This is a genomic window from Pseudodesulfovibrio cashew, from assembly GCF_009762795.1.
GTDB lineage: Bacteria > Desulfobacterota > Desulfovibrionia > Desulfovibrionales > Desulfovibrionaceae > Pseudodesulfovibrio > Pseudodesulfovibrio cashew.
This window is the reverse complement of record NZ_CP046400.1, coordinates 2,015,938-2,037,001: the sequence shown is the minus strand read 5'-3', so window position 1 is coordinate 2,037,001 and position 21,064 is coordinate 2,015,938. Positions and strand designations below refer to the sequence as shown.

The 21,064-nt window shown below is 58.9% G+C and carries 21 protein-coding genes; 3 read left to right on the top strand and 18 right to left on the bottom strand.

Going from position 1 to position 21,064, the window contains the following annotated elements; all coding sequences use genetic code 11:
• Window positions 1-53 precede the first annotated feature (53 nt).
• From GM415_RS09100 to GM415_RS09020, 17 genes are all read right to left on the bottom strand, one after another.
• Window positions 54-1,196: an aldo/keto reductase gene (locus GM415_RS09100; RefSeq protein WP_158947495.1), complete on the bottom strand. Its 1,143-nt coding sequence runs from the start codon at window positions 1,194-1,196 to the stop codon at window positions 54-56.
• A 115-nt stretch (window positions 1,197-1,311) separates the two neighbouring features.
• Window positions 1,312-2,421, bottom strand: a complete 1,110-nt coding sequence (locus GM415_RS09095) for an MBL fold metallo-hydrolase (protein WP_242012216.1) — start codon at window positions 2,419-2,421, stop codon at window positions 1,312-1,314.
• A 64-nt stretch (window positions 2,422-2,485) separates the two neighbouring features.
• Entirely contained in the window at window positions 2,486-3,661 is a 1,176-nt protein-coding gene (locus GM415_RS09090; RefSeq protein ID WP_158947494.1) for an MFS transporter, read from the bottom strand.
• Between the two features lie 81 nt (window positions 3,662-3,742).
• The gene (locus GM415_RS09085) at window positions 3,743-4,726 is read right to left on the bottom strand and encodes an aldo/keto reductase (RefSeq protein WP_158947493.1); all 984 of its coding nucleotides are present in this window, start codon (window positions 4,724-4,726) and stop codon (window positions 3,743-3,745) included.
• Between the two features lie 16 nt (window positions 4,727-4,742).
• Complete coding sequence (locus GM415_RS09080; protein ID WP_158947492.1) at window positions 4,743-6,308, bottom strand: Na+/H+ antiporter NhaC family protein; 1,566 nt, start codon at window positions 6,306-6,308, stop codon at window positions 4,743-4,745.
• Window positions 6,309-6,497: 189 nt separating this feature from the next.
• Window positions 6,498-7,340, bottom strand: coding sequence for a cyclophilin-like fold protein (locus GM415_RS09075; protein ID WP_199244277.1), 843 nt, complete (start codon window positions 7,338-7,340; stop codon window positions 6,498-6,500).
• A gap of 8 nt (window positions 7,341-7,348) precedes the next feature.
• On the bottom strand, window positions 7,349-7,723 hold the full coding sequence (locus GM415_RS17970) for a tautomerase family protein (protein WP_199244276.1): 375 nt from the start codon (window positions 7,721-7,723) through the stop codon (window positions 7,349-7,351).
• A gap of 17 nt (window positions 7,724-7,740) precedes the next feature.
• Complete coding sequence (locus GM415_RS09065) at window positions 7,741-8,436, bottom strand: flavodoxin family protein (RefSeq protein WP_242012215.1); 696 nt, start codon at window positions 8,434-8,436, stop codon at window positions 7,741-7,743.
• A gap of 51 nt (window positions 8,437-8,487) precedes the next feature.
• Complete coding sequence (locus GM415_RS09060; RefSeq protein WP_158947491.1) at window positions 8,488-9,021, bottom strand: flavodoxin family protein; 534 nt, start codon at window positions 9,019-9,021, stop codon at window positions 8,488-8,490.
• A gap of 95 nt (window positions 9,022-9,116) precedes the next feature.
• A complete protein-coding gene (locus GM415_RS09055) occupies window positions 9,117-9,773 on the bottom strand; it encodes a carboxymuconolactone decarboxylase family protein (RefSeq protein WP_338419775.1) in 657 nt (218 codons plus the stop codon).
• A gap of 90 nt (window positions 9,774-9,863) precedes the next feature.
• Window positions 9,864-10,328, bottom strand: coding sequence for a (R)-mandelonitrile lyase (locus GM415_RS09050; RefSeq protein WP_158947489.1), 465 nt, complete (start codon window positions 10,326-10,328; stop codon window positions 9,864-9,866).
• Window positions 10,329-10,463: 135 nt separating this feature from the next.
• Window positions 10,464-10,871 carry a cupin domain-containing protein gene (locus GM415_RS09045; RefSeq protein ID WP_158947488.1) on the bottom strand — a complete coding sequence of 136 codons (408 nt, stop codon included), beginning with the start codon at window positions 10,869-10,871 and terminating at the stop codon, window positions 10,464-10,466.
• A gap of 49 nt (window positions 10,872-10,920) precedes the next feature.
• Window positions 10,921-11,292, bottom strand: a complete 372-nt coding sequence (locus GM415_RS09040; protein ID WP_242012214.1) for a cyclophilin-like fold protein — start codon at window positions 11,290-11,292, stop codon at window positions 10,921-10,923.
• A 221-nt stretch (window positions 11,293-11,513) separates the two neighbouring features.
• The gene (locus tag GM415_RS09035) at window positions 11,514-12,602 is read right to left on the bottom strand and encodes a Gfo/Idh/MocA family protein (RefSeq protein WP_158947486.1); all 1,089 of its coding nucleotides are present in this window, start codon (window positions 12,600-12,602) and stop codon (window positions 11,514-11,516) included.
• A 241-nt stretch (window positions 12,603-12,843) separates the two neighbouring features.
• Complete coding sequence (locus GM415_RS09030) at window positions 12,844-13,455, bottom strand: DapH/DapD/GlmU-related protein (RefSeq protein ID WP_158947485.1); 612 nt, start codon at window positions 13,453-13,455, stop codon at window positions 12,844-12,846.
• Window positions 13,456-13,567: 112 nt separating this feature from the next.
• Window positions 13,568-14,620 (bottom strand): alpha/beta hydrolase, encoded by a 1,053-nt coding sequence (locus tag GM415_RS09025; protein WP_199244275.1) that lies wholly within the window; start codon window positions 14,618-14,620, stop codon window positions 13,568-13,570.
• A gap of 44 nt (window positions 14,621-14,664) precedes the next feature.
• Complete coding sequence (locus GM415_RS09020) at window positions 14,665-15,852, bottom strand: iron-containing alcohol dehydrogenase (protein WP_158947484.1); 1,188 nt, start codon at window positions 15,850-15,852, stop codon at window positions 14,665-14,667.
• Between the two features lie 173 nt (window positions 15,853-16,025).
• Between GM415_RS09020 and GM415_RS09015 the strand changes: the two genes are divergently transcribed.
• Window positions 16,026-16,907: an AraC family transcriptional regulator gene (locus tag GM415_RS09015; RefSeq protein WP_158947483.1), complete on the top strand. Its 882-nt coding sequence runs from the start codon at window positions 16,026-16,028 to the stop codon at window positions 16,905-16,907.
• Between the two features lie 15 nt (window positions 16,908-16,922).
• Here the strand turns inward: GM415_RS09015 and GM415_RS09010 are convergent, their stop codons facing one another.
• Window positions 16,923-17,804: a LysR family transcriptional regulator gene (locus GM415_RS09010; RefSeq protein WP_158947482.1), complete on the bottom strand. Its 882-nt coding sequence runs from the start codon at window positions 17,802-17,804 to the stop codon at window positions 16,923-16,925.
• A 136-nt stretch (window positions 17,805-17,940) separates the two neighbouring features.
• On the opposite strand from GM415_RS09010, the gene GM415_RS09005 reads away from it, so the two are divergent.
• Window positions 17,941-18,786: a DUF169 domain-containing protein gene (locus tag GM415_RS09005; protein ID WP_158947481.1), complete on the top strand. Its 846-nt coding sequence runs from the start codon at window positions 17,941-17,943 to the stop codon at window positions 18,784-18,786.
• A 67-nt stretch (window positions 18,787-18,853) separates the two neighbouring features.
• Window positions 18,854-21,034, top strand: a complete 2,181-nt coding sequence (locus tag GM415_RS09000) for a molybdopterin-containing oxidoreductase family protein (RefSeq protein WP_158947480.1) — start codon at window positions 18,854-18,856, stop codon at window positions 21,032-21,034.
• The last annotated feature ends 30 nt before the right edge of the window (window positions 21,035-21,064 follow it).

Genomic DNA, 21,064 nt, shown 5'->3' with positions numbered 1-21,064 from the left:
CCATTTCAGGAGTACCGGACCGCAACGATCCACTCTCGAGGATCAGGGGCGCGCTATTTTCCCATCTCAGCAGCCACCCGGCTGAGCGCTTCAGGAATGTTGAGACCCTGGGGGCATTTTTCCAGACACTGTCCACACGCCACACATTGCGAAGCAAAGCCCGACCTTCGGTGCCGGTTGGCATGGGCAAAGGAGTTGTACATGTACTTCGCCTCTTCCGTGTCGCCGAACAGGTATAGTTTGTTAAAGAAATCGAAGCAGGTGGGTATCTGAACGCCCTCTGGGCACGGCAGGCAGTATCCGCACCCGGTACACCCCACCTGCATGAGCTTGCGAAATGTCCCCGCAGCCTGTTGAACCAGCCCCAACTCCTCTTCGGTGAGCGAGTCGGGCGCGGCCTCCGATGCGATGGCCGTGTTTTGCCGGATATGCTCTTCTTCATTCATGCCGGAGAGCACCACCGTCACTTCAGGATGGTTCCACAACCAGCGCAAGGCCCATTCCACTGGGGGCCTCCTGGTCTTGGCCGAATCCCAGATCTCGGCAACGGCCGGAGGAGGGGTCATGCCGAGATTGCCTCCGCGCAGGGGCTCCATGACGACCACTCCCAATCCCTTGGAGGCCGCATATTCGAGCCCTCTTGTGCCTGCCTGAAAATCCGTATCCAGATAATTGTATTGAATCTGGCAAAACTTCCATGGGTAGGCGTCCACAATGGTGCGGAAATCCTCATAAAGCCCGTGAAAGGAAAAACCGGGATTGACGATACGGCCGTCCCTTTGGGCCGTATCAAGGAAATCCCTGACGCCAAGTTGTTCGACAGCTTTCCAGGAGGCCCCGGACAGAGCATGAATCAGATAGTAATCGATATGGTCGACGCCAAGCCTCTCCAACTGCGCATCCAGGAACCGATCCATGTCCTTGCGGCTCTCGACGAGCCATGTCGGCAGCTTGGTGGCGATGTTTACCTTCCTGCGGTAGCCTTCCCCAAGCGCCCTGCCTAGCAGAGGTTCGCTCTGTCCGTCGTGATACGACCAGGCTGTGTCGAGATAGTTGACCCCGCCATCAATGGCCATACGAATCTGGGCGATTGCACGATCCTCATCAATCTTTCCATCAGCCATGGGAAAGCGCATGCAGCCATATCCGAGAATGGAAAGCGCATCGCGGCTACCCGGCATTTTCCTGTATTGCAAAAGATTCTCCATGGGTTCTATTCGTATGCATGCTACGCACTTTCATCGACAAGGGGCCGGACTATCAAAGCAAAGACGAAGAGTTCCATGTCGATAATGGGACATGGCACACAAATTACTCCCACCAACGGGTGAACGCCTTTTTCTTTCCGGCAAGGGTGACTTGCTCCCCAATCTTCGGAGTGATGAGCCGGTATGACTTCCCCTCGCTCGCCTTGGCGAATCTCCTGAAAGGCTCGTCCCATGAATGAAACGCGATGCTGAACCGGCCTGCATGCGACGGCAGCGCGGCCCTGGCTTGCAGATCCTCCGCCGCCTGGGCGGCCTGTTCAGGCATCATGTGCACATACGGCCATTGACTGTTGTACTGGCCGCTGTCGAGCATCACGAGATCGAAGCCGCCGAACCGCTCCCCGATCGCCTTGAAATGGGAACCGTATCCGCTGTCGCCGCTGTAGAAGATGCGCCGCGACGGCGTCTCCAGGGCGAACGAGACCCACAGGGTCCGGTTGCGGTCAAACAGCCGCCCTGAAAAGTGGCGTGCGGTCAAAACGTGGATGGTGAACCCTTCATCCAATTCAACGGCATCATCCCAGTCGGCTTCGCGCACCATTCCGTCCGGGAACCCCCACCTGGCGAAATGCTCGCCGACCCCCAGGCCGGTGACCACGTGCCCGACCTTTGGCCTGAGGGCGGCCACGGTATCATAATCCAGATGGTCCCAATGATCGTGGGAAATGAGCAGGTAGTCGATGTACGGCATGTCTTCCGCCGTGTAGAAGGTAGTGCCCTCGAATGCGCGCGTCGAGAAGGACACCGGCGAGGCGTAATCGCTGAAGACCGGATCGACAAGAACGGTCTTGCCGCCGAGCCTGATGAAATAGGAGGAGTGCCCGAGCCAGATCACCACGTCCTCTTCCGGAGCGAGTGCCTTGAGGTCGGTCTTGACCACAGGGATGGCCTCAGGCGGCGTCAATCCGTCTCCGTCGCGCAGCAGGAACTGCAGCCACAGGCCGAGTCCCCCTCCCCCCTCGACAACGTCAACGATGGGCTCACGGTTGTGAAACGTGCCGCCCTGATAGTTGGACGACTGGGATACGCGTTTCAGCCGCTCGCCCTGAGGGAGCCTCCCGAATTTTTCCTGTCCGAGATAGAGACAGCCGGAGACCGCCAGCAATGCGATCAGCGGGCAACCGATGACCATGGCTTTATATAACACTTTCATATCCTCTTTCCCTGCAGTTTACTGCATGTCTGAAACAACGAGACGGCACAAGCCCTTTTCCGGTTTAGTGCCGGGGATTGCGCGCAAAGACGAGAGTGATGACGCAAGCGATGATCGCCAACCCCTCGTAGCAGAGCAGCAATTGAAACATACTCATGAACTTGGACAACTGCCCAGCCATGAAGCTGGTTACCGCGGCGCCGGTGTATGACGTCGCATAGATCAAAGACAAAACGCCGGCGCGATCCTGGGGGCCGATACCGTCAAGCAGGGAACGGATGCTTCCCGTCAGCGCTACCCCCTGTGCCGCTCCCGCGATGGCGCTCATGACAAAAAAGATGGCGATCATGGACGTCTGTACGGAGTAAAGAATGCCACCGACCGCAAGGACAAAGACCGTTATCCCGTAACGCTGCGCCCTGGCGGGGGAAAGCCGTGCCGAGAGCGGGCCCCCGATGGCGCTGGGGAGCAGGAAAGACGAAAACACGAGGGCTGCCGTTATCGTACTCTGCGATCCGAGCTGGTCTGCGGCTATGGACGGCCCATAGGCCTGAAAGAACCCGCCGAGAGCCCACGTTGAAACGAAAAGACAGGCGGAAATGGGGTACAGCCGCCGGTCAGCCTGGGGCAGGGAAAAGGCCGGACGAAACGAGGCCACCAGCCCTGGCTTGCGCTCTACCGTCTCCTTGCCCAAAAAGACCAGCACGGCAGCCACTGCCACTTCGACAAGAACTACCAGATAACAAAGCATCCGTGGGTACGGGGCGTACTCCACAAGCACGCCTGACGACAATGCGCCCAGGGTCAGCCCTACCATGGGGGAGTTGCCCACAATCACTGCTGACAGCCAACTCAGGGACGGCGGAGCGCTGTCCACGACATAGGCCGCGATGGCGCTGGAGGCCAACCCGCAAGACAGGCCGAGCAGCAGACGGGCGAGTATCAGCGGAAGCGCGCTGTCCACGTCCAGCAGGATGAGGCTGGCCATGGCCGCGAGGGCAAAGGCGATGAAAGTGACCGGTTTCCTCCCAAGATGATTGGAGATGCGGCCGAATATGAGCAACGCCGTGATGGCACCGATGAAGTACACCACTGCGGTCAGGGCGAGATCCGCGTAGGTCAATCCTTCCGCGCGGCGATAGACGTCATAGAGCGGAATCGGGGTGGCGGACGCGGCAAAGGCCGTCAGCATGGACAGCGTCGCCGCGATGAAGCCTATATTTTTTCGAAGGGTATCCAATTGTATTTATCCTGGTCTGTTGTGGTCGAGACGTATCGGCATGGCCGGGGCTGATATCGCCCCTGCCGGACTCCTGTAAAATTATTTTCCGACCTGCTTTGCAAGCTGTTCGGGATAGCGGTCCCCGACGACATTGATACCGGAGAGCGCGGCATCAATCCTTTGCATGTCATGATCGGTCAACACGACGGCGGCCGCCCCCAGGTTTTCCTGTAATCTCTGTTGATTCTTCGTTCCCGGGATGGGCACGATCCACGGCTTCCGAGCCAGTACCCAGGCCAGGGCGATCTGGGCGGGCGTGGCTTCCTTTTCCGCTGCGGTTTCCGCGACCAGTCTGACCAACACCTGGTTGGCATCCAGATTTTCCGGCAGAAAACGGGGAACGATGGAGCGAAAATCGTCTTTGCCGAAGGTCGACGTCCTGTCGAAACGACCGGTGAGGAACCCCTTGCCCAACGGGCTGAACGGGACAAGCCCGATACCCAGCTCTTCGAGGGCGGGAAACAATTCCTCTTCGGGCTGTCGCCACATCATGGAATATTCGCTTTGCACCGCGCACAGCGGGAGCTCGGCGTGAGCGCGGCGGACGGTCGCCACTCCCGGTTCCGAAAGCCCCCAATGTCGGACCTTGCCCTGGGCCATAAGCTCCTTCACGGTTCCGGCCACGTCTTCGATCGGCACATCCGGGTCCACACGATGCTGATAGTACAGGTCTATGGTTTCCACCCGAAGACGTCGCAGCGAACCCTCCACCGAGGCACGGATGGTCTCGGGCCTGCTGTCGGGGGTCTGCCTGCCGTCTTCGAACCGGACGCCGAACTTGGTGGCGATGCTCACCTCGCTCCTGAATGGGGCCAGAGCCTCGCCCACCACCTCCTCGTTCACATACGGGCCATACACTTCAGCGGTGTCAAAGAACGTCACCCCGCTCTCGCAGGCCTTGCGTATCAGGGCCACGGCCTCTTTCCTGTCCAGGGCCGGGCCCTGGGCAAAGCTGAGCCCCATGCAGCCCAAACCAAGGGCCGAGACCTCCAGACCGTCCTTTCCAAGCATTCTCTTTTGCATCAATCCATCTCCGAAGCTAGGACGCCCTGCTCTGCAACAGGCTCCGGCCAATGATCGCGCGCCGCCTGCCGCGCAATGCGACCAGACAGCCTATCGTCACCAGCAGCCCCGCAGCAAAGCTGGGAATCAGCTGTCCCCCGGTTATACCCGCCACCAGGTATCCGGCTCCACTGCCCACAAAGGCCACGGTGGCATACGGCATTTGCGTGGAGACGTGCTCGATGAGCGGGCAGCCCGCGTTGGCGCTGGAGAGAATGGTCGTATCTGAAATGGGCGAGCTGTGATCGCCGAACACGCTCCCGGCCAGGACTGCGGAGAGGCTGACCAGCACCAGCGACGGTTCAAGGGCCTGCACCAGCGGCACGGCGATGGGAATGAGAATGCCGAACGTGCCCCAGGAGGTGCCGGTGCTGAAGCTGAGGAACCCCGCCAGGCCGAAGAAGACAACAGGAAGGGCAAAGGTCATGCTCCCCCCCGTGCCGATCATCTCGGCGATGTATTGCGGCGTCTGCAGCAGTTCACGACAAAGGCCGCCCATTGCCCAGGCCAGCACCAGGACGATGACGCACGGCAGCATGGTCTTGATGCCTTCCATCGCGCCGTTCATGAACTCGCCCAGCGTCAGGACGCCGCGCGGAACAAACAGCAGGAAGGCCACGGCCAGAGACCCGAACGAGGCCAGGACCAGGGCACGCCCCGCGTCACAGTTGCCGAAGGCCACTCCAAGGGAATGGCGGGCGGGATCGTCGCCCCAGTAACCGCCCGTGTAGAGCAGCGCGAGAACGGCAAAGAGGATGAGGCTGCCGATGGGCAGGAGCATATCGATTATCCGGCCCTGAACCGCTGTTGACGGCGTTCCATTGCTCGCCTCGGCGCCCTCTCCTGAAGTGACTCCCGAAGCTTCGGCCTGCTCCTCTTCCCGCAGCATGGGACCGATATCAAACCCGCCCCAGCTGACCAGCACGACCACCAGCAGGGAAAGGATGGCGTAAAAGTTCCACGGGATCGTGGCGACGAACGCACCGAAATCGCTCTCGAACGCGCCGGTTGTCCTGATGTTGCTCCCCACTCCCACGGCCCAGCTCGACAGGGGGGCAAGGATGCATACGGGAGCCGCCGTCGTATCGATGATATAGGCCAGCTTGGCGCGCGAGACCCGAAACTTGTCCGTGACGGGCTGCATCACGGTGCCCACCGAGAGGCAGTTGAAATAATCGTCGATGAACATGACCAGACCCAACCCCGTAGTGGCCAGCAAGGCGCTTCGCTTGCTTTTAATACGCCTGGTCGCCCATTGCGCGTAGGCGTTCGCGCCCCCGGTGGCGGCCACAAGGTAGATAAGGGCTCCCAGCAGGGAACCGAAGACAATGACGTTGAAGTCGACCTTCGAGACGATGAGCTGAAATGCGACCTCTATCGTTTTCAGGGGGTAAGGAGTGTTGCCGATGCCGACGCAATAGATGAGCGCGCCGGACAGAACCCCGATGAACAGGGAAGAGACGATCTCCTTGGTCCGCAAAGCCAGTATGATAGTGATGCACGGCGGCAGCAAAGAAAGCCAGCCCGCATTGAATTGTTCCATTGAAAAACCTCGAAATGATCATTGTGTGAGAGCATACCCCCTCTCGTCACTTTGGGTGCCTGCGGCGAGAGACGGTATAACCGTAGACAAAAGCATAGCGCGGCCGCGCGGCATGGAACCACGGCGGACCCGGAAGCCGTTTGTCATGACCCCACGAAGGGGTCGGACTGCCTCGAAGGAGAACGGAGCCTAGCGGGACGAACCAGCCTCGATGCGAATGGTGCCTCCCAGGGAGCGAATCCTTTCCGTCCCTTTCACGGCGTGCCCCAGCTCATACAGCCCCGAAGCCGAGCCGAAGCTGCCGTAAAACATGACCACGTCGGCCCACGGAGCGTAGTATGCCAGGGTTCCCGGCTGGGCCCCCTTGACCAGGGGCGTATTGGAGGTGTTCAGCTTCTTGGGGGGATAGAATATCTTTTCATTGCTGCCGTAATTCTCGACTTCTATTTCCAGAGGCAGTTGGGCGTAAAGGTCCTTGGAGGCCTGGCTGTCGTTGAGTTCATATACAATGGCGCTTCCGTTTGCGGTGACAGTGATCTGCATGGTTTGTTCCTTTTCTTCTGCAAGTGGTTCCATCTTTCGTATGACGGCGCTGCCCGACATCGCGGCAATATCGTCGACGCCGCTCAGGCCGATGCCCAGCCGGTGCATTTCATCGCCCGCGTAAAAATCCTTGTAGAGCATGAAGACGTCGCCCCAGGGCGCGTAGTAGCTCAGCTCTCCCTTCTTCCCGTCGTGATAGGCTTCGTTCGCCTTCACGTTCAGCTTCTCGGGCGGGTAGAACATCCACTGGGCATCGCGGAAATTGGTCAGGTCCAGTTCGAGCGGCAGCTGGTTGTAAAACTCCCTGGCTGCCGCCGTATCATAGAGCTGAAACGTTGCCGTCTTCCCATTCGAGGAAATCTCAACCTTCATGGACGACAGGGGCAGCGCATGACCGTCCGATGCCAGCGCGCCCGAATCGAGGCATGCCATGAGAGCGCACGCGGCGATTCCAAAGACAATCATCAAACGATTCAGAATGATTTTCATCGCTCCCCCTACATCGAGTATCCGGGTTTCTTGTACAGAGATTCTTCCTTGCCCCGGATTTCCGGATCATAGACCTTCTCTTTCCACTCTTCCGACGGGACATCCTCAATGGAGACCGAAACGGACGACTCACTGCACCCTGTAATCCTGACGACGTCTTCGGCAATGGCTTCGGCGAGCCGCTTCTTGTCTTCTTCCGACCGGCCAGGCCAGAGCTTGACGCTGATATGAGGCATGGTTTTCTCCTTTGCTCCTTGCGTGGCCAGGGCTTCAGCGGCCCGCACTGCATTGCCGCCAAGCCCGCTTACTTCAAACGCGACCGCCGCACCAAGTGCCACGGTCCCTTTTACCATGAAATCCCGACGAGACAGGCTGTCCTTCATCTCCATTCCTCCTGCGCTCAGGCATCAAAACCCATTTGGTAGGCGTCATGAAGAACGCGGGATCCCCTGATGCCGCCCTCGTCCCAGACACCAGTGGCCGCGACAACCCCTTTCTCCCTGGCTCCATAAAGACATCCGGTGAATACCCTGAAGCCATGGACGACGCTGTCCACCGATCGTTGGCCGCCCGCCGCCGAGGCGATGAAATAGACGTCCAGATCTCGGATCATGGTATAGATGGGACAGAATCGGTCGATGAAGTTCTTCATCCGCGCATTGAACGTGAGAAAATAGACCGGACTGGCCAGGACCATGACGTCGGCGGCCAGGGCTTTCTCCAATATCTCCGCCATATCGTCATCCTGGACGCATGCGCCCGGATCGGAGATGCAGGAACAGCACCCGGTGCAGAAGTTGATGTCCTTTTCCGACAGCCGGATTTTCTCCACGGCGTGCCCGGCTTTCCTGGCGCCCCGCATGAATTCGTCACAGAGGATGTCGGAGTTGCCTTCCTCCCTGGGGGTGGCCGAGATGATGAGCACCTTCTTGCTCTTCCTGTCGGCGGAGGCCTGCGCCCTTGAAGGCGTGGCGACGGCGGACATCCCGGCTATCACCGGGGCGACGGCCATTGCCACGCCGGCTTTGAGCAACTCGCGGCGCTCGGGGCAAACCGGCGTCCGCCCACTCTTCGCTTTTTCGTGTTCGCCTGACATCGGCACTCTCTCCGGTTAGTTCGGCAGTGGGAGGGCATCTTCCCGAAACAATCAGGGATTGACGCCCATCTCAAATGCTTCTTTGAGGGTTCGCGTTCCCTTGACTCCGCCCGCGTCCCAGATGCCGGTGACAGCGAGGGTTCCCTTCTCCTCGACGTCCAGGCAGCCGGTGAAGACCCGAAAGCTCATGAAGGTGCTTTCCACGGGGATGCTTCCTCCAGCGGCGGACACGATGAAGTAGACCTCGGTGTCGTGGATCCTGGAGTAAATAGGGCAGATCCTGTCCATGAAGGTCTTCATCTGACCGTTGAAGGAACGGAAGTAGACCGGGCTGGCCAGAACCAGGACGTCGGCGGCGAGCACCTTGGGAAAGATGTCGTTCATGTCGTCCTTCTGGACGCATTTTCCGCCCCCGCTGACGCAGGAGCAACACCCGGTGCAGTAGTTGATGTGCCGTTCCGAGAGTCGGATCTTCTCCACATCATGGCCGCTCTGCTGCGCGCCACGCATGAACTCGTCGCACAGGAGGTCGGAGTTGCCGTCCTTACGGGGACTTGCCGAAATAATAAGTATCTTTTTGCTCATCGTGAATTACCAAAGATATGGCACGCCCGTCCGAAGCGGGGAATTTCCCGTTCAGGACGGGCGCACCGTTGTATGCTGTTGCAAAGGGCTGCGGGCTACTTGCGGGCGGCAAGCACGCTGGCGAGCACTTCCCTGGCGCTTTCGGCTTCCTTCTTGCCGACGCGGGCATCAAGGACCTTGATGAAATCGTGCATCTGTCCTTCGGACAGGCCGGTGTTCATGGCGGCGCCCATATGGAAGTTGAGCGGCCCTTCGGCTCGGCCCAGGCTGGCCAGACAGGCAATGGTCGCCAGTTCGCGCTCCTGATGGGTCAGGATATCGCGAGCGAAGATGTCAGCGAACAGGTGCTCCTTCAGGAACGTGTCGATGATCGGCGAGAACTCCTGGTACGGAGCCTTGGTAGTCGGAATCTCCTTGAGACCGGAGAGATCGGTGCGAACCCGCTCGCCGTAGGCGTCCCTGTCGAGATCGGCCGGAATCGGCGACGCGCCCTTGCCTTCCTCGTCCTGAATGCCCTTCTCTTTTCGTTCATCCATCACGCCCATGAAGGCCCAGATGCCGCCCAGGCTGCGGGGAAAACCCGCGTAGGCGTACATTTGAACCAGGACTTCCTTCACTTCGTTGACTGTCAGCCCGGCGTCCAGCCCTTCGTTCAGGGCGGGCTTGAGCTGTTCGATGTCCCCGCTGGTGGTGTAGGCGGCGATAGTGACGATCGCCTGTTGACGTGCGTCCAGGGTTGTTTCCTTATTCATGTTGCTTGCCTCCGTTATTGTCGCAAAACCGAAAACGAGGACGAGCGCGGCCAATAACGGAAGTAACTTCTTGATGCGCATGGTCCGCTCCTATCGCTTCATGTATTGTTCGTCGGTAACTTTCTCTTTCCATACGACAGCCTTACCGTCCTTGCTGCCGGAAATGACCAGGTGCGTCATAGGTGCGTCGGGAGTCGCGCCGTGCCAATGGTCGACGCCGACCGGGCACCAGACGGTCTCTCCTTCCTTGAACTCGATGACCTTGCCGTCCCGCGTCCCCGTCAGGGCGATGCCGTCGGTGACGATCATGTGCTGCCCGGCGGGATGCCAATGCCAATTGGTCCTGGCGCCGGGCTGGAAGGTGACGTACGCGCCGGAATACCGGGCGGTCTCGTTGGGCGGGAACAGCATGTCCACGGTCACCTCGCCGGTGAAATATTCGGCGGGGCCCTTGAAGGATTTCTGTGTTCCCTCCCGGTACACGACCTGCCCCTGTTCCGCGTATGCCGCGGCGGCAAAGGCCAGCACTGCCATGATCAATATCAATTTCTTCATTGCATACTCCTTGATAGTCGGCATGGATTGCTCTTCGCGGACGGGCGCAACGCGCACCTCGCCGCTCAGGTCCGGCTTTTCCCGCCAGCCCCGTGGCCGGTGGGAAGCGGAGATATGAACATTCTTGCCAACGCTCTAACCGAGCGCGTCGTATTCCTCGTCGGAAACCGGCTCCAACCACTCATTGGACTTGTCTTCGGCAGGGACCTCCACGGCCACGTGGGCGAACCAGGAATCCTTGGCTGCGCCGTGCCAGTGCTTGGTCTCGGGCGCGATGTTGACCACGTCGCCGGGTTTGAGGGCCCGGGCCGGCTTGCCGGCCTCCTGGTACCAGCCGCGTCCGCCGGTCACCAAAAGGATCTGGCCGCCCTTGTGGTGGATGTGCCAGAAGTTGCGGCAGCCCGGCTCGAAAGTGACGTTGCCGATAACGACGCCTTCCATGGAGAGCATTTCAAGATAGCTGGTTCCGGTGAAATAAGCGGCATATGCCTCATTCAGAGCGCCTTTGGGGAAGATTCCTTCTCCCTTGAAATCGTTGCTCATATCTATACTCCTTGTTGGTTGAGATTATTCAGTGGCAAAAAAATTGCCTTTAGTCCTGCTCGATACTGACGGAAATGCTCCCGGCAAGAGTTTCCATGACGGACGGGGAGCAATCCAGGGCTCCCATGGTCACCATGCCGTCATACTGCTGGGAAATCTCTTCGTCCTTGTAAAGGATCGCAAAGTAGTTTCCGTTCACGGCAAAGGCGATGTCACCGTTCTTCCATCCGCTGCGCAGCTCTGCCGCGTCATAGGGCAATGTCTCGCTCATGACGCCGCAGTAGTCGTGTTCATAGCGTTGCAGCTTGACGGAGTAAGGCAGCTTCGCCAGCAACGCCCGAGCGGGCTTGCTGTCGTTCAAAACCGCCGGGATGATGGTTTCGCCAATGACCAGTTTAACTTTTGTTCCTTTATCCGACATGCTTTTTTCTCCTTCGTGACGGCTCTCGTCCCCCGACGCCGCTGTGCCGTTTGAGGCACAGGCAAGGATGCCAAGGACGAAAAGGCCCACCACGAATAATCCCGTAAACAGGGTATGTTGATTTCTTCTTCTCATATAAACCACTCCTGGTAGAATCATTTGAATGATCCTATCGGATTTTTGCACGATCCTCCGAAAAGGAGAGGACCCTGACAAGTTTCCTACTTTCCGGCGCACTGCTGCGAGGACTGTTCGATCGCATCGAGCAGCTCATGGAGTCTGAGCGCGTCCCCGAAGCTGGGGGCTTCACGGGTATTGTTTCGGATGTCCTTTGCTATCAGGGCGTAAATTCCGCGGACATTGCGCGGGATGACCTCATCCGGAAGACCGTCGTACATTTCGGCAGGGGGAGTCAGAGGCTGCATTCCAGTCTCTTCACCGCGCGCTCCCGAGATGGACAGTTGGGCCATCTGGCCGTGGCCGAAACCGGCGGTGACCTGAATGTCGCCTTCGGTGCCGTTGATCTCCCAGAGGAAGTTGGTCCCCCGGGACATGCCGCCACGGTAATGGGCGGAGAAGGCGGCACCGCTTTCCAGGACTCCGTTGACCATGATCTGGTCTTCGGAGGTGGCGGTCAGGGTTTCACCAGTATCGGTGACCCGGACCTGGTCACGCCTGAGGATCATGCGGCCGGAGATGTCCGCGAACTCGCCGAGCACATCCCGCACGCCCGCAAGGGTGTGACCGAACGGAATGGTCAGCATTGTCGCGCCGGTGGACTTGTCGTTGAGGTAGGCAAGATCGGCAACTGTCTCGGGGCCCCACCCTCCGGCATCGCCGACCAGGGTGGTGGACAGCACATCGCCGACATAGCCGTCGGCAACAAGCTGCCGCAGATATTTCACTTCGACGGCAGCACGCATCTGCGTACCCACGGTGTTCACGACGCCCTTCTCCGCTGCCAGAGCGGTCAGCTTGTGGGCCTCGTCCAGGCCGTTGCCCAGGGGCCACTCGCAATGCACGTGCTTGCCCGCTTCGAGTGCGGCGCTCACCAGTTCATAGTGATACGGGACCTTGACCGTCACTACGACGAGATCGATCTCTTCGGAAGCAACAAGCTCCCGGGGGTTAGCGAAGGCGTGTTTCAGATTCAGCGCCTCGGCAGTCCGCTTCGCGCTCTCAAGGGTGGAGTTGGCGACACCGACAACCTCGAAATCATCCGAAAGCGATTTGAGGGCCGGAATATGTGCCGTCGAAGCCCAATGGCTGTCCGGGTTCAAGCCGATAAAACCTACTCGAATCTTGTTCATGGTGACATCCTTTTCTATTGGGGTTGTAGATCGTATAGCACATCTGCGTCCTGATTCGACCAGGGACTGTCTTCCCGGCCCCTCAACCGGAGAAACTGCCTCCTTGATCCTGTAACTGCGGTCGCTCAGGTCCGCAGGATTCACCTGCGATTAGTTCTTTAAAAACATCATGCGCCTGCTGGCCTGCTTTCCCCCTTACATCTCCCCTGTCGTTGCCGCCCTACTCCGCTCGGCTGTTTGCCTAATCGTCAGTTGAAAGTTTCGATGCTTCCTTTTCTTCTTCCGCATCGGCAACCGTCTTGATGAATTTGGCGGGCACCCCACCGACAATCGTACCCGGCGCAACATCTTTGGTCACCACCGCCCCGGCAGCGACAATGGCGTTGTCGCCGACGGTCACCCCTTGAAGTATCGTGGCATTAGAACCGATCCAGACATTTTCACCGATAATGATGGGAGCCGGGTGGTTCCACTGGCGTTTTTCCGGGGCGTAACCATGGTTGATGGTTGCAAGCACGACCTTATGCCCGATGAGAACGCCATCCTTGATGGTGATTCCGCCCTGATCCTGAAAATTGCAGCACGAATTGATGAAAACGTTTTTGCCTATGGTGATGTTCTTGCCGAAATCAGTGTAAAACGGAGGGAACAGGGTAAACGTATCTTCCACGGTCTTGCCGGTAAGCTCCGACATGAGCGAGCGGACTTCATCCGGCTCGTGGTATGAGCCGTTCAATTCGGCGGTAACCCGCATGGCTTCATTGCTGTAGCGGACAAGCAGACTGTGCATATCGGTGCCGCCCTGTACGGGCAGGCCGTTATTGAAATGTTCCAGCAGATCCTCGAGACTCATTGCACCCTCTTGTTTCCCATGTAGGATTCGAAAAAAACTTTGTGGACGGACCCCACGCTGGTGGGGTCCGTCCTTTCCGTCAGGAGTCGTCGCCAACTGGCGTTTATACAAGCTACTTCAGATTCTTGGTGAAGAAGTCCTCCAGCTTGTCGAAGGGAATCATGTCCACCCGGTCGTAGAGGTCGATGTGACGCGCGCCGGGGATGATGACCAGTTCCTTGGGCTCCTTGGCCATCTTGTAGACGTCTTCGGTGAAGTAGCGGGAGTGCGCCTTCTCACCCATGATGAAGAGGAGCGGGCGGGGCGAGATGTCTTCCACGAAGTTCATCAGCGGGAAGTTGGTGAAAGCCATGTTGCTGGTCAGCGTGAACGCAGCCTGCGCGCGGGGGTGGTGGCCGCGGGGCATGGCATAGTATTCCCAGAACTCGCTCATGACCGGGTCAAGGCCCTCGGGGATGGAGTCGGCGGCCACGGTCGGGAATCCCTCGGGGAGCCCCGGCGTGCCGTTTTCGAAGTCCTTCCAACGCTGCTCGCCGAGTTCGGTAAGCATCTTGGTCCGCTCTTCGGGGGTCATGGAATCTTCCCAGCCGTTGCGGATCAAGCGGCTCATGTCATACATGCTCGCGGTGGCGATGGCCTTGATGCGCTGGTCGACCTGCGCGGCCTTGAGGGCGAATGCGCTGCTGCCGCAGATGCCGATGGCGCCGATACGGTTCCGGTCGACAAAGGGACGGGTGCCCAGGAAGTCCACGCCTGCGCTGAAGTCTTCGGAGAAGATCTCGGGGGAGGAGGTGTGCCGGGGCTCGCCGCCGCTCTCGCCGTTGAAGGACTCGTCAAAGGCGATGGCGACGAAGCCGCGTTCGGCCATGGTCTGGGCGTAGATGCCCGCGCCCTGCTCCTTGACTCCGCCGTAGGGGGTGCCAATGACGAGAGCCGGGTATTTCTTGGATTTGTCGATGTCCTTCGGCATGTACATGTCGGCGGACAGGGTGATCCCGTACCTGTTGGGGTAGGACACCTTTTCGTGAATTACCTTGTCGCTCAACTTGAAAGTCTTGTCCCAGGTCATATCATCCTCCGCAAAGGCTAGGTTGGCTGCCAGCACCAGAGTCAGGATCGACAGCAAGGTTTTCATCATCTTGGTCACAAAGGCGTTGGTTTTCATTGTGGCCTCCTTCATGAGAAATAGGTTGTTACAGGGTGGACGGCCTACAGAGCGGCCTTGAAAATGGCGACCATGTCATCGACGCTCAGGACCGGACGGCCCGGCAGGTTGCCGTTTCCGTCGTTGACGATCTTCAGGGTATCCTTGGCATAGGTCTCGAACAGCTCATCGTTGATGCCCAGCTCGGAGAAACGGGTCGGGCAATCAATGGAGCGCAAAAACTCCTCGAAGCGGTCGATGCCTTCCAGGGCGCAGTCGAGGTCGTCGGCCCCCTTGGCCTTCAGGCCGAAAATGCGCTCGGCGAACTGGACGAACTTGGCGGTGTTGCTCTTGGCGGCGAAACGCATCCAGGCCGGGTTGATGATGGACAGACCTGCCGCGTGGGTGATGTCGTGATAGGCGGAGACGGTGTGCTCCATCATGTGCACGGGATAACCGGCGTTGGTGCCGATCTGGGCCCATCCGATAAGCGCGACCGCAGCCGCCCACTGGATCTGGGCGCGCGCCTCGACGTCGCTGCCGTCGGCAATGGCCTTCGGGCCCCACTCCATGGCGGTCAAAATGACGCCCTCGACCAGGCGATCCTGAATGGGGGTGTTGTCGACGCCGTTGAGATAGGATTCGGTCACGTGGGTGATCAGGTCGCAGACGCCGTAGGCGGTCTGGTCCTTGGGTACGCTCACGGTCAGCTCGGGGTCCATCACTGCCACCTTGGGGTAGAGCAGCGGGATCTGGATGAAGGACTTGACCGTGGTCTCCTCGTTGGTAATGACTGCGCCGCAGTTGGTCTCGGAGCCGGTGGCCGCCAGGGTCGGAACCGTGATAACGGGCAGGGCCTCGGTGGGAACGTACACATTTTCCTGGCCGTGCAGGATCATGTCCCACGGGTCGCCATCGTAGAGGGCTGCCGCAGAGATGACCTTGGAGGCATCCATGACGCTGCCGCCGCCCAGGGCCACGATCACGTCGCATCCTTCGGCGCGGACGATTTCAGCGCCGCGGGCAACGGAGGTGATGCGCGGGTTGGGCTCGACGCCGGAGCACTCGGCAAATTCGATGCCGGCTGCCTTGAGGCTCTCGACGACCTTGTCGAACGCGCCGCTGCGCTTGACGCTGCCGCCGCCGGTGACGACCAGGGCCTTCTTGCCATATTCACTGACGACTTCGCCGAGGCGGGCAATATTCCCGGCACCAAAAATGATATGGGTCGGGTTCTGAAATTCGAAGTTCATGCGTACTCCTTTGGTTTCGTTTGTCTGTGAATCCGTTTTAAGGAGTTCCCGACCGAGGGTGAACGCACATTCCTCTCAAAACCTTGCTCATTCCTCCAAACGTAGTCTTTTTATATTGAACAAGACCAAAAAATGGTGTTCATAATAGGGGCAGATTCACGGAGGGAAAACCAATGCCTAACATGCTTGAATTACTTAAAGAGTACGACATCCCTGACGGGAGCGCAGTTGAATCCGCCTATCCTGGCATCCGTTTTTTCAAAGAAACTCAGCACGTACGCCGCAGACCAATGTTGTACAATCCTGGTTTGTGCATCGTTGCCTCAGGAACCAAGATCGGCCATCTCGGCGGGCAATCCTTTCACTACGACGCAGACAATTACCTCGTCGTTTCCGTGACCATGCCCTTTGAAAGCGAGTCTTTTCCCGACGAGGACGAGCCGCTGCTTGGCGTGTACATCGACATCGACATGGGGCAGTTGAACACCCTGATCAGCCAGATGGACCTGCAGGCCGAGTTTTCCGACATGGAAGACAAGGGCTACCCGCTCGGCATCGGCCCTTCCACCATGGATGGAGACATGAAGGATGCCGTAACCAAGCTGCTCAAGGCGCTTCGTTCGGAAAGGGAGGCCAAGATCCTGGCCCCGGGACTGGTAAGGGAAATATACTACCGCGCCCTGTGCGGCAGCCAGGCGCGGGTGCTCTACTCCCTGGCCAAGGGCAACAGCTCATTCGCCCAGGTAGGCCGGGTCATCAGTCTGATGGAAGGCAATTACAACGAGAAGCTGGACGTGCAGCAACTGGCTGAGTCCGCGCACATGAGCGTGTCCGCTTTCCACAAGGCATTCAAGGAAATTACTGCCGACTCTCCCTTGCAATATCTCAAGAAAATCAGACTCTCCCGCGCCAAGGACCTTATTGTGCAAGAGAACATGAAAGCGTATCTCGCAGCCGACGCCGTGGGGTATGAAAGCCCGTCCCAGTTCAGCCGCGAGTTCAAGCGCCATTTCGGGCAGAGCCCGGCGGAAATCATGCGGGAGATGCGGGCATAAGACCCGACGCAATGCCTATGCCGAGACGGATGCCAGGATGTGATCCATGAACAGCCTGACTCTGCGGGGAAGCTGACTAGAACCGGTCACCATGCTGACGTCATGCACGAACCCGGCGCTCCACTCCGGCAGCACGCGCACCAGGCGCCCGGTCTTTTCCTCCGACTCGGCATCGCCCCCTCGAATCATGGCAACGCCATGCCCTGCCAAGGCGAAATCGAGACAGACTCCGACCGAGCTGAAGTTGTATTGAGGCTGCACCTCGACAACGACCTGCCGGTTGCCTTTGTGCATGGGCCATCGATTCCCAAACCGCTGCAGGGCGATACACGGGAGCTTGAGGAGATCGTTCGGCTCCTCGGGAATGGAATACCGATCAAGCAAGGCAGGCGAAGCATACAGATGCGGCTCGATGGTAAGGAGCTTCCGTGCGACAAGCGACGGGGCCACAGACTGACCGAGTAGAAACGCCACATCGTAGGGGTCCGTCCGCATGTCCACCGGATGCTCCACAAAAATCAATTCGATTTGAATATCCGGCCAGTTTGCCGCGAAATCCAGTACCGCATCCTTCAACAACCGCTCATAGAGATCGCGAAACATGCAGACCCGGATCAACCCGGACGGCTTCTGCATGTTCATGACCACTGAATCGTAGGCCTTCTGCGTCTCCTCGAGAATGAACCCGCAACGGTCCAACAGGTACGCACCGTTGTCCGTCAGTTCGACATTGCGGGTATCCCTGTAAAAGAGGAGCACCCCCATCCGGTCTTCCAGCTGTTTGATGCGCCGGGAGAGGGTCGAAGCGCCCAATCCCAGTATTTCCGCAGCCTTGGTAAAGCTCTTCTGCCTCGCCACCTCCACCAGGAGGGGAATGTCATTGAGAAAATCACGCATACTATGCTCACCAACGAAATGGAGTTTTTCATTTAAGCTGTTTATTTTATCTACAAGCATGGTATGAAAAGGTATGTCAAAAGGCAACACTTCCCTGCGATCAAGGGAAAAGGATGCCAAACCAAAGGAGCACGATATGTCGATGCAAACCATACTCGACGGCACAGCCACCTTTCTGGATTATCTCGGGCTTGGGGAAGAGCCCTTCGGAGTATATTACTCCGACACCCTGCCGGAAAACGCCTACGGCCCGAAAAAGGGGACACCCATCTCACGCGAGCTGGAGGATAAGCATGAGTTGGACATGCAGGAGGTCATGAAAAGCTTCTCCTGCGTCATGGGCAATATCTGGCTGGCCAGAAAAAAGAACGGCGCCGCCTTCATCTCCTCTGAAGAATACGGCTGTCCCGGCGGCGTGTACTACTGTTCGATGATGAAGCCCCACCTCAGGTTCATCGAGCACTACGTGTCCACCGGCTTCGAGGGCACTCCCCTGCACGGTGAACGCTACATGCCCAACCCCGACGCCATGCGCGCGTTCATGGAAGAGGTGAACCCCCGAGAGGCCAAGGGCAAGTACTGCATCTTCAAGCCGCTGTCCCAGTTCACCGACGAGTTGCAACCGGAATTCGTCATCTTCTTCGCCCGCCCCGAGGTGCTGAGCGGCCTCTTTACCCAGGCCACCTTCACCACCGGAGACATGGAATGCGTCGTCTCGCCCTTTGGCGCAGGCTGCACCAATATGATAAGCTGGCCCCTCTACTACAAGGGGAAGGGGCAGGAAAAGGCCGTCATCGGCGGTTTCGACCCTTCGGCCAGGAAATTCATGAAGACCGACGAGCTGACCTTCACCGTCTCTCTGGAACTCTATGAGAAAATGCTGGCCGCGCTGCCCGAGTCCATGTTCGCCCACGAAACGGACTGGAAGGGCGTCCGCAAGAAGGTCGAACGCAGCGCCAAGGCCTGGGGTGAAGACAGCTAACCAGGCATCCATATGACGGAGTGAGCGGACCAGGGCCATGGTCTCAACAAAACAGGAGGCGAGCACAATGGAAATACGCAGGAGCTATTGCGGACTGTGTCATCCCAGATGCGGCATGTTGCTGCATATTGAAGACGGCAAGGTCGTAAAAATCACCGGAGACCCCGATCACCCGATCACTCGCGGGGCTCTCTGCGAGCGCGGTCGGTTGATGTTGGACCACATCTACCATCCCGACAGGCTCAATTATCCGCTGAAACGGGTCGGAGAACGCGGCGAGGGGCGCTGGGAACGGATAAGCTGGGAACAGGCCCTGGACGAGGTGGCTGAAAAGCTCTCGAAGCTGCGGGACGAGTACGGCGCCGAGACCCTGACCTTCACTCACGGCACGAAACGGACCTACCACTGGGATTGCCGCCGGTTCTTCAACCTCTTCGGTTCTCCCAATACCTGCGGCGTAAACACCATCTGCATGTGTCCGAGCTACGCCACCGAGTATGCCACCTATGGCGGCATGGTCATGGGCAGCGAAGTCACGGGCGCGCAGTGCGTCGTCATGTGGGGGTGCAACGCTTCCAAGTCAAACCCGATGGGCATGGCTCCCAAGATCGCCGTGGCACGGAAGAATGGCGCCAAGCTCATTGTTGTGGACCCGAGGAGGACAAAAGAGGCCGAGAAAGCCGACCTGTGGCTGCAGATTCGTCCCGGCACCGACCTCGCGATGATGTTGGGATGGATTCGATACATCATCGCAAACGATCTCTACGACAAGGACTTCGTCGCCAACCACACCGTCGGCTTCGACGAACTCAAGGACGCAGTTGAATCCTACACTCCGGAGAAGGTCGAGGAAATCACTTCGGTCCCGGCCGACCTCGTGGTCGAGGCGGCCAAAATGTATGCGACGGTCTCCCCGGCCGTAATTCCCTTCGGCCTGGGCCTGGACAAACAGGGCGTCAACTCCACCCAATGCGCGCGTGGACGGGCCATCCTGCGCGCCATAACCGGCAACCTGGAAGTTCCGGGCGGCGACGTCTTCGGCCAGGCGGCCAACGTCGGCAAGGTCCACGACTGGGAATATCTTGAACTGAACGACATGATCCCCGAGAGCCAGAAGGTCAAGCAGCTCGGAGCCGACAAGTACCCCTTCTTCGGGTTCCCGGGCTGGGAGCGAAACGCCGCCGCCAACAAGAAGCTCCCCAAAGGGTATGCCATGCCTCCTGAGGCGTGGCATTCGAACCTGGCCCACGCCCGTGAAGTCATGAACGCCATCATCACCGGGGAACCCTACCCTGTGAAGGCGGCCATCACCCTGGCAAACAACCCGTTGCTGGCCCTGCCCAACACCCGGCAGGTCTTCGAGGCGCTCAAGGCTCTCGATCTCTATGTGGTCATGGAGTACTACATGACCCCGTCAGCAGCCATGGCCGATTATATTTTCCCGGCCTCCACCACAGTGGAACAGCCGGAAATCTGGTTGACCAACGGCTTCTGCGTCGCCTGCCCGCAGGGCATAGACCCCATCGAAGAGCGCAAGGACAGCTATTACTTTTACAGGCAGCTGGGTCTGCGCCTCGGCCAGGAGCAATACTGGCCGTGGGAGACGGTGGAAGACGTCTACGACCATTGCCTCGAGCCGGTCGGCCTGACATTCCAGCAGCTTGCGGAGCAGAACGGCCTTTTCGGGGAGATGGAATATCGCCGGTACAAGAAGTTCGGCTTCGGCACTCCCTCGGGCAAGGTCGAGCTCAAGTCCTCGATCTTCGAAGAGCTCGGCGCCGACCCTCTGCCCGTGTACCACGAGCCCATATGGAGCCCGAAGAGCAAGGAGCCCGAGATTGCGGAGGAGTATCCTCTCATTCTCATCACCGGAAGCCGTTTCATGCCGATGTATCACTCCGAACAACGGCAGATAGAAAAGGCGCGGAAGAAGGTGCCGGACCCCTTGCTGTCCATCCATCCGGACACCGCTGCCGACCTTGGACTGGCCGAAGGGGACTGGGCCGTGATCTCGACGCCTTTGGGGTCCATCCGTCAGCGTGTCAGCATCACGGACGCCATGCATCCGACCATGGTGGATGCGCAGCACTCCTGGTGGTTCCCGGAACGCTCGGGAAAACTGCCGGAACTGTTCGGAACCTTCGAGTCGAACACCAACGTCCTGTGCCCGGATGCCCCGGAGTTCTGCAGCCCGGAAATAGGCAGCTGGCCGCACTCGGCGCTCATGTGCCGGGTTGAAAAAGAATAAGAGTCGATACAACGGGGCGTCACGGCGACG

Bases quoted from the DNA above. Each gene is read 5' to 3' on its own strand.
- GM415_RS09050 (WP_158947489.1), bottom strand. From the start codon at position 10,328: ATGAAGAAATTGATATTGATCATGGCAGTGCTGGCCTTTGCCGCCGCG.
- GM415_RS09025 (WP_199244275.1), bottom strand. From the start codon at position 14,620: ATGAAAACCAACGCCTTTGTGACCAAGATGATGAAAACCTTGCTGTCG.
- GM415_RS09000 (WP_158947480.1), top strand. From the start codon at position 18,854: ATGGAAATACGCAGGAGCTATTGCGGACTGTGTCATCCCAGATGCGGC.
- GM415_RS09040 (WP_242012214.1), bottom strand. From the start codon at position 11,292: ATGTCGGATAAAGGAACAAAAGTTAAACTGGTCATTGGCGAAACCATC.
- GM415_RS17970 (WP_199244276.1), bottom strand. From the start codon at position 7,723: ATGAAGGACAGCCTGTCTCGTCGGGATTTCATGGTAAAAGGGACCGTG.
- GM415_RS09035 (WP_158947486.1), bottom strand. From the start codon at position 12,602: ATGAACAAGATTCGAGTAGGTTTTATCGGCTTGAACCCGGACAGCCAT.
- GM415_RS09045 (WP_158947488.1), bottom strand. From the start codon at position 10,871: ATGAGCAACGATTTCAAGGGAGAAGGAATCTTCCCCAAAGGCGCTCTG.
- GM415_RS09030 (WP_158947485.1), bottom strand. From the start codon at position 13,455: ATGAGTCTCGAGGATCTGCTGGAACATTTCAATAACGGCCTGCCCGTA.
- GM415_RS09085 (WP_158947493.1), bottom strand. From the start codon at position 4,726: ATGCAAAAGAGAATGCTTGGAAAGGACGGTCTGGAGGTCTCGGCCCTT.
- GM415_RS09080 (WP_158947492.1), bottom strand. From the start codon at position 6,308: ATGGAACAATTCAATGCGGGCTGGCTTTCTTTGCTGCCGCCGTGCATC.
- GM415_RS09075 (WP_199244277.1), bottom strand. From the start codon at position 7,340: ATGAAAATCATTCTGAATCGTTTGATGATTGTCTTTGGAATCGCCGCG.
- GM415_RS09095 (WP_242012216.1), bottom strand. From the start codon at position 2,421: ATGAAAGTGTTATATAAAGCCATGGTCATCGGTTGCCCGCTGATCGCA.
- GM415_RS09020 (WP_158947484.1), bottom strand. From the start codon at position 15,852: ATGAACTTCGAATTTCAGAACCCGACCCATATCATTTTTGGTGCCGGG.
- GM415_RS09060 (WP_158947491.1), bottom strand. From the start codon at position 9,021: ATGAGCAAAAAGATACTTATTATTTCGGCAAGTCCCCGTAAGGACGGC.
- GM415_RS09010 (WP_158947482.1), bottom strand. From the start codon at position 17,804: ATGCGTGATTTTCTCAATGACATTCCCCTCCTGGTGGAGGTGGCGAGG.
- GM415_RS09055 (WP_338419775.1), bottom strand. From the start codon at position 9,773: ATGAATAAGGAAACAACCCTGGACGCACGTCAACAGGCGATCGTCACT.
- GM415_RS09065 (WP_242012215.1), bottom strand. From the start codon at position 8,436: ATGTCAGGCGAACACGAAAAAGCGAAGAGTGGGCGGACGCCGGTTTGC.
- GM415_RS09015 (WP_158947483.1), top strand. From the start codon at position 16,026: ATGCCTAACATGCTTGAATTACTTAAAGAGTACGACATCCCTGACGGG.
- GM415_RS09005 (WP_158947481.1), top strand. From the start codon at position 17,941: ATGTCGATGCAAACCATACTCGACGGCACAGCCACCTTTCTGGATTAT.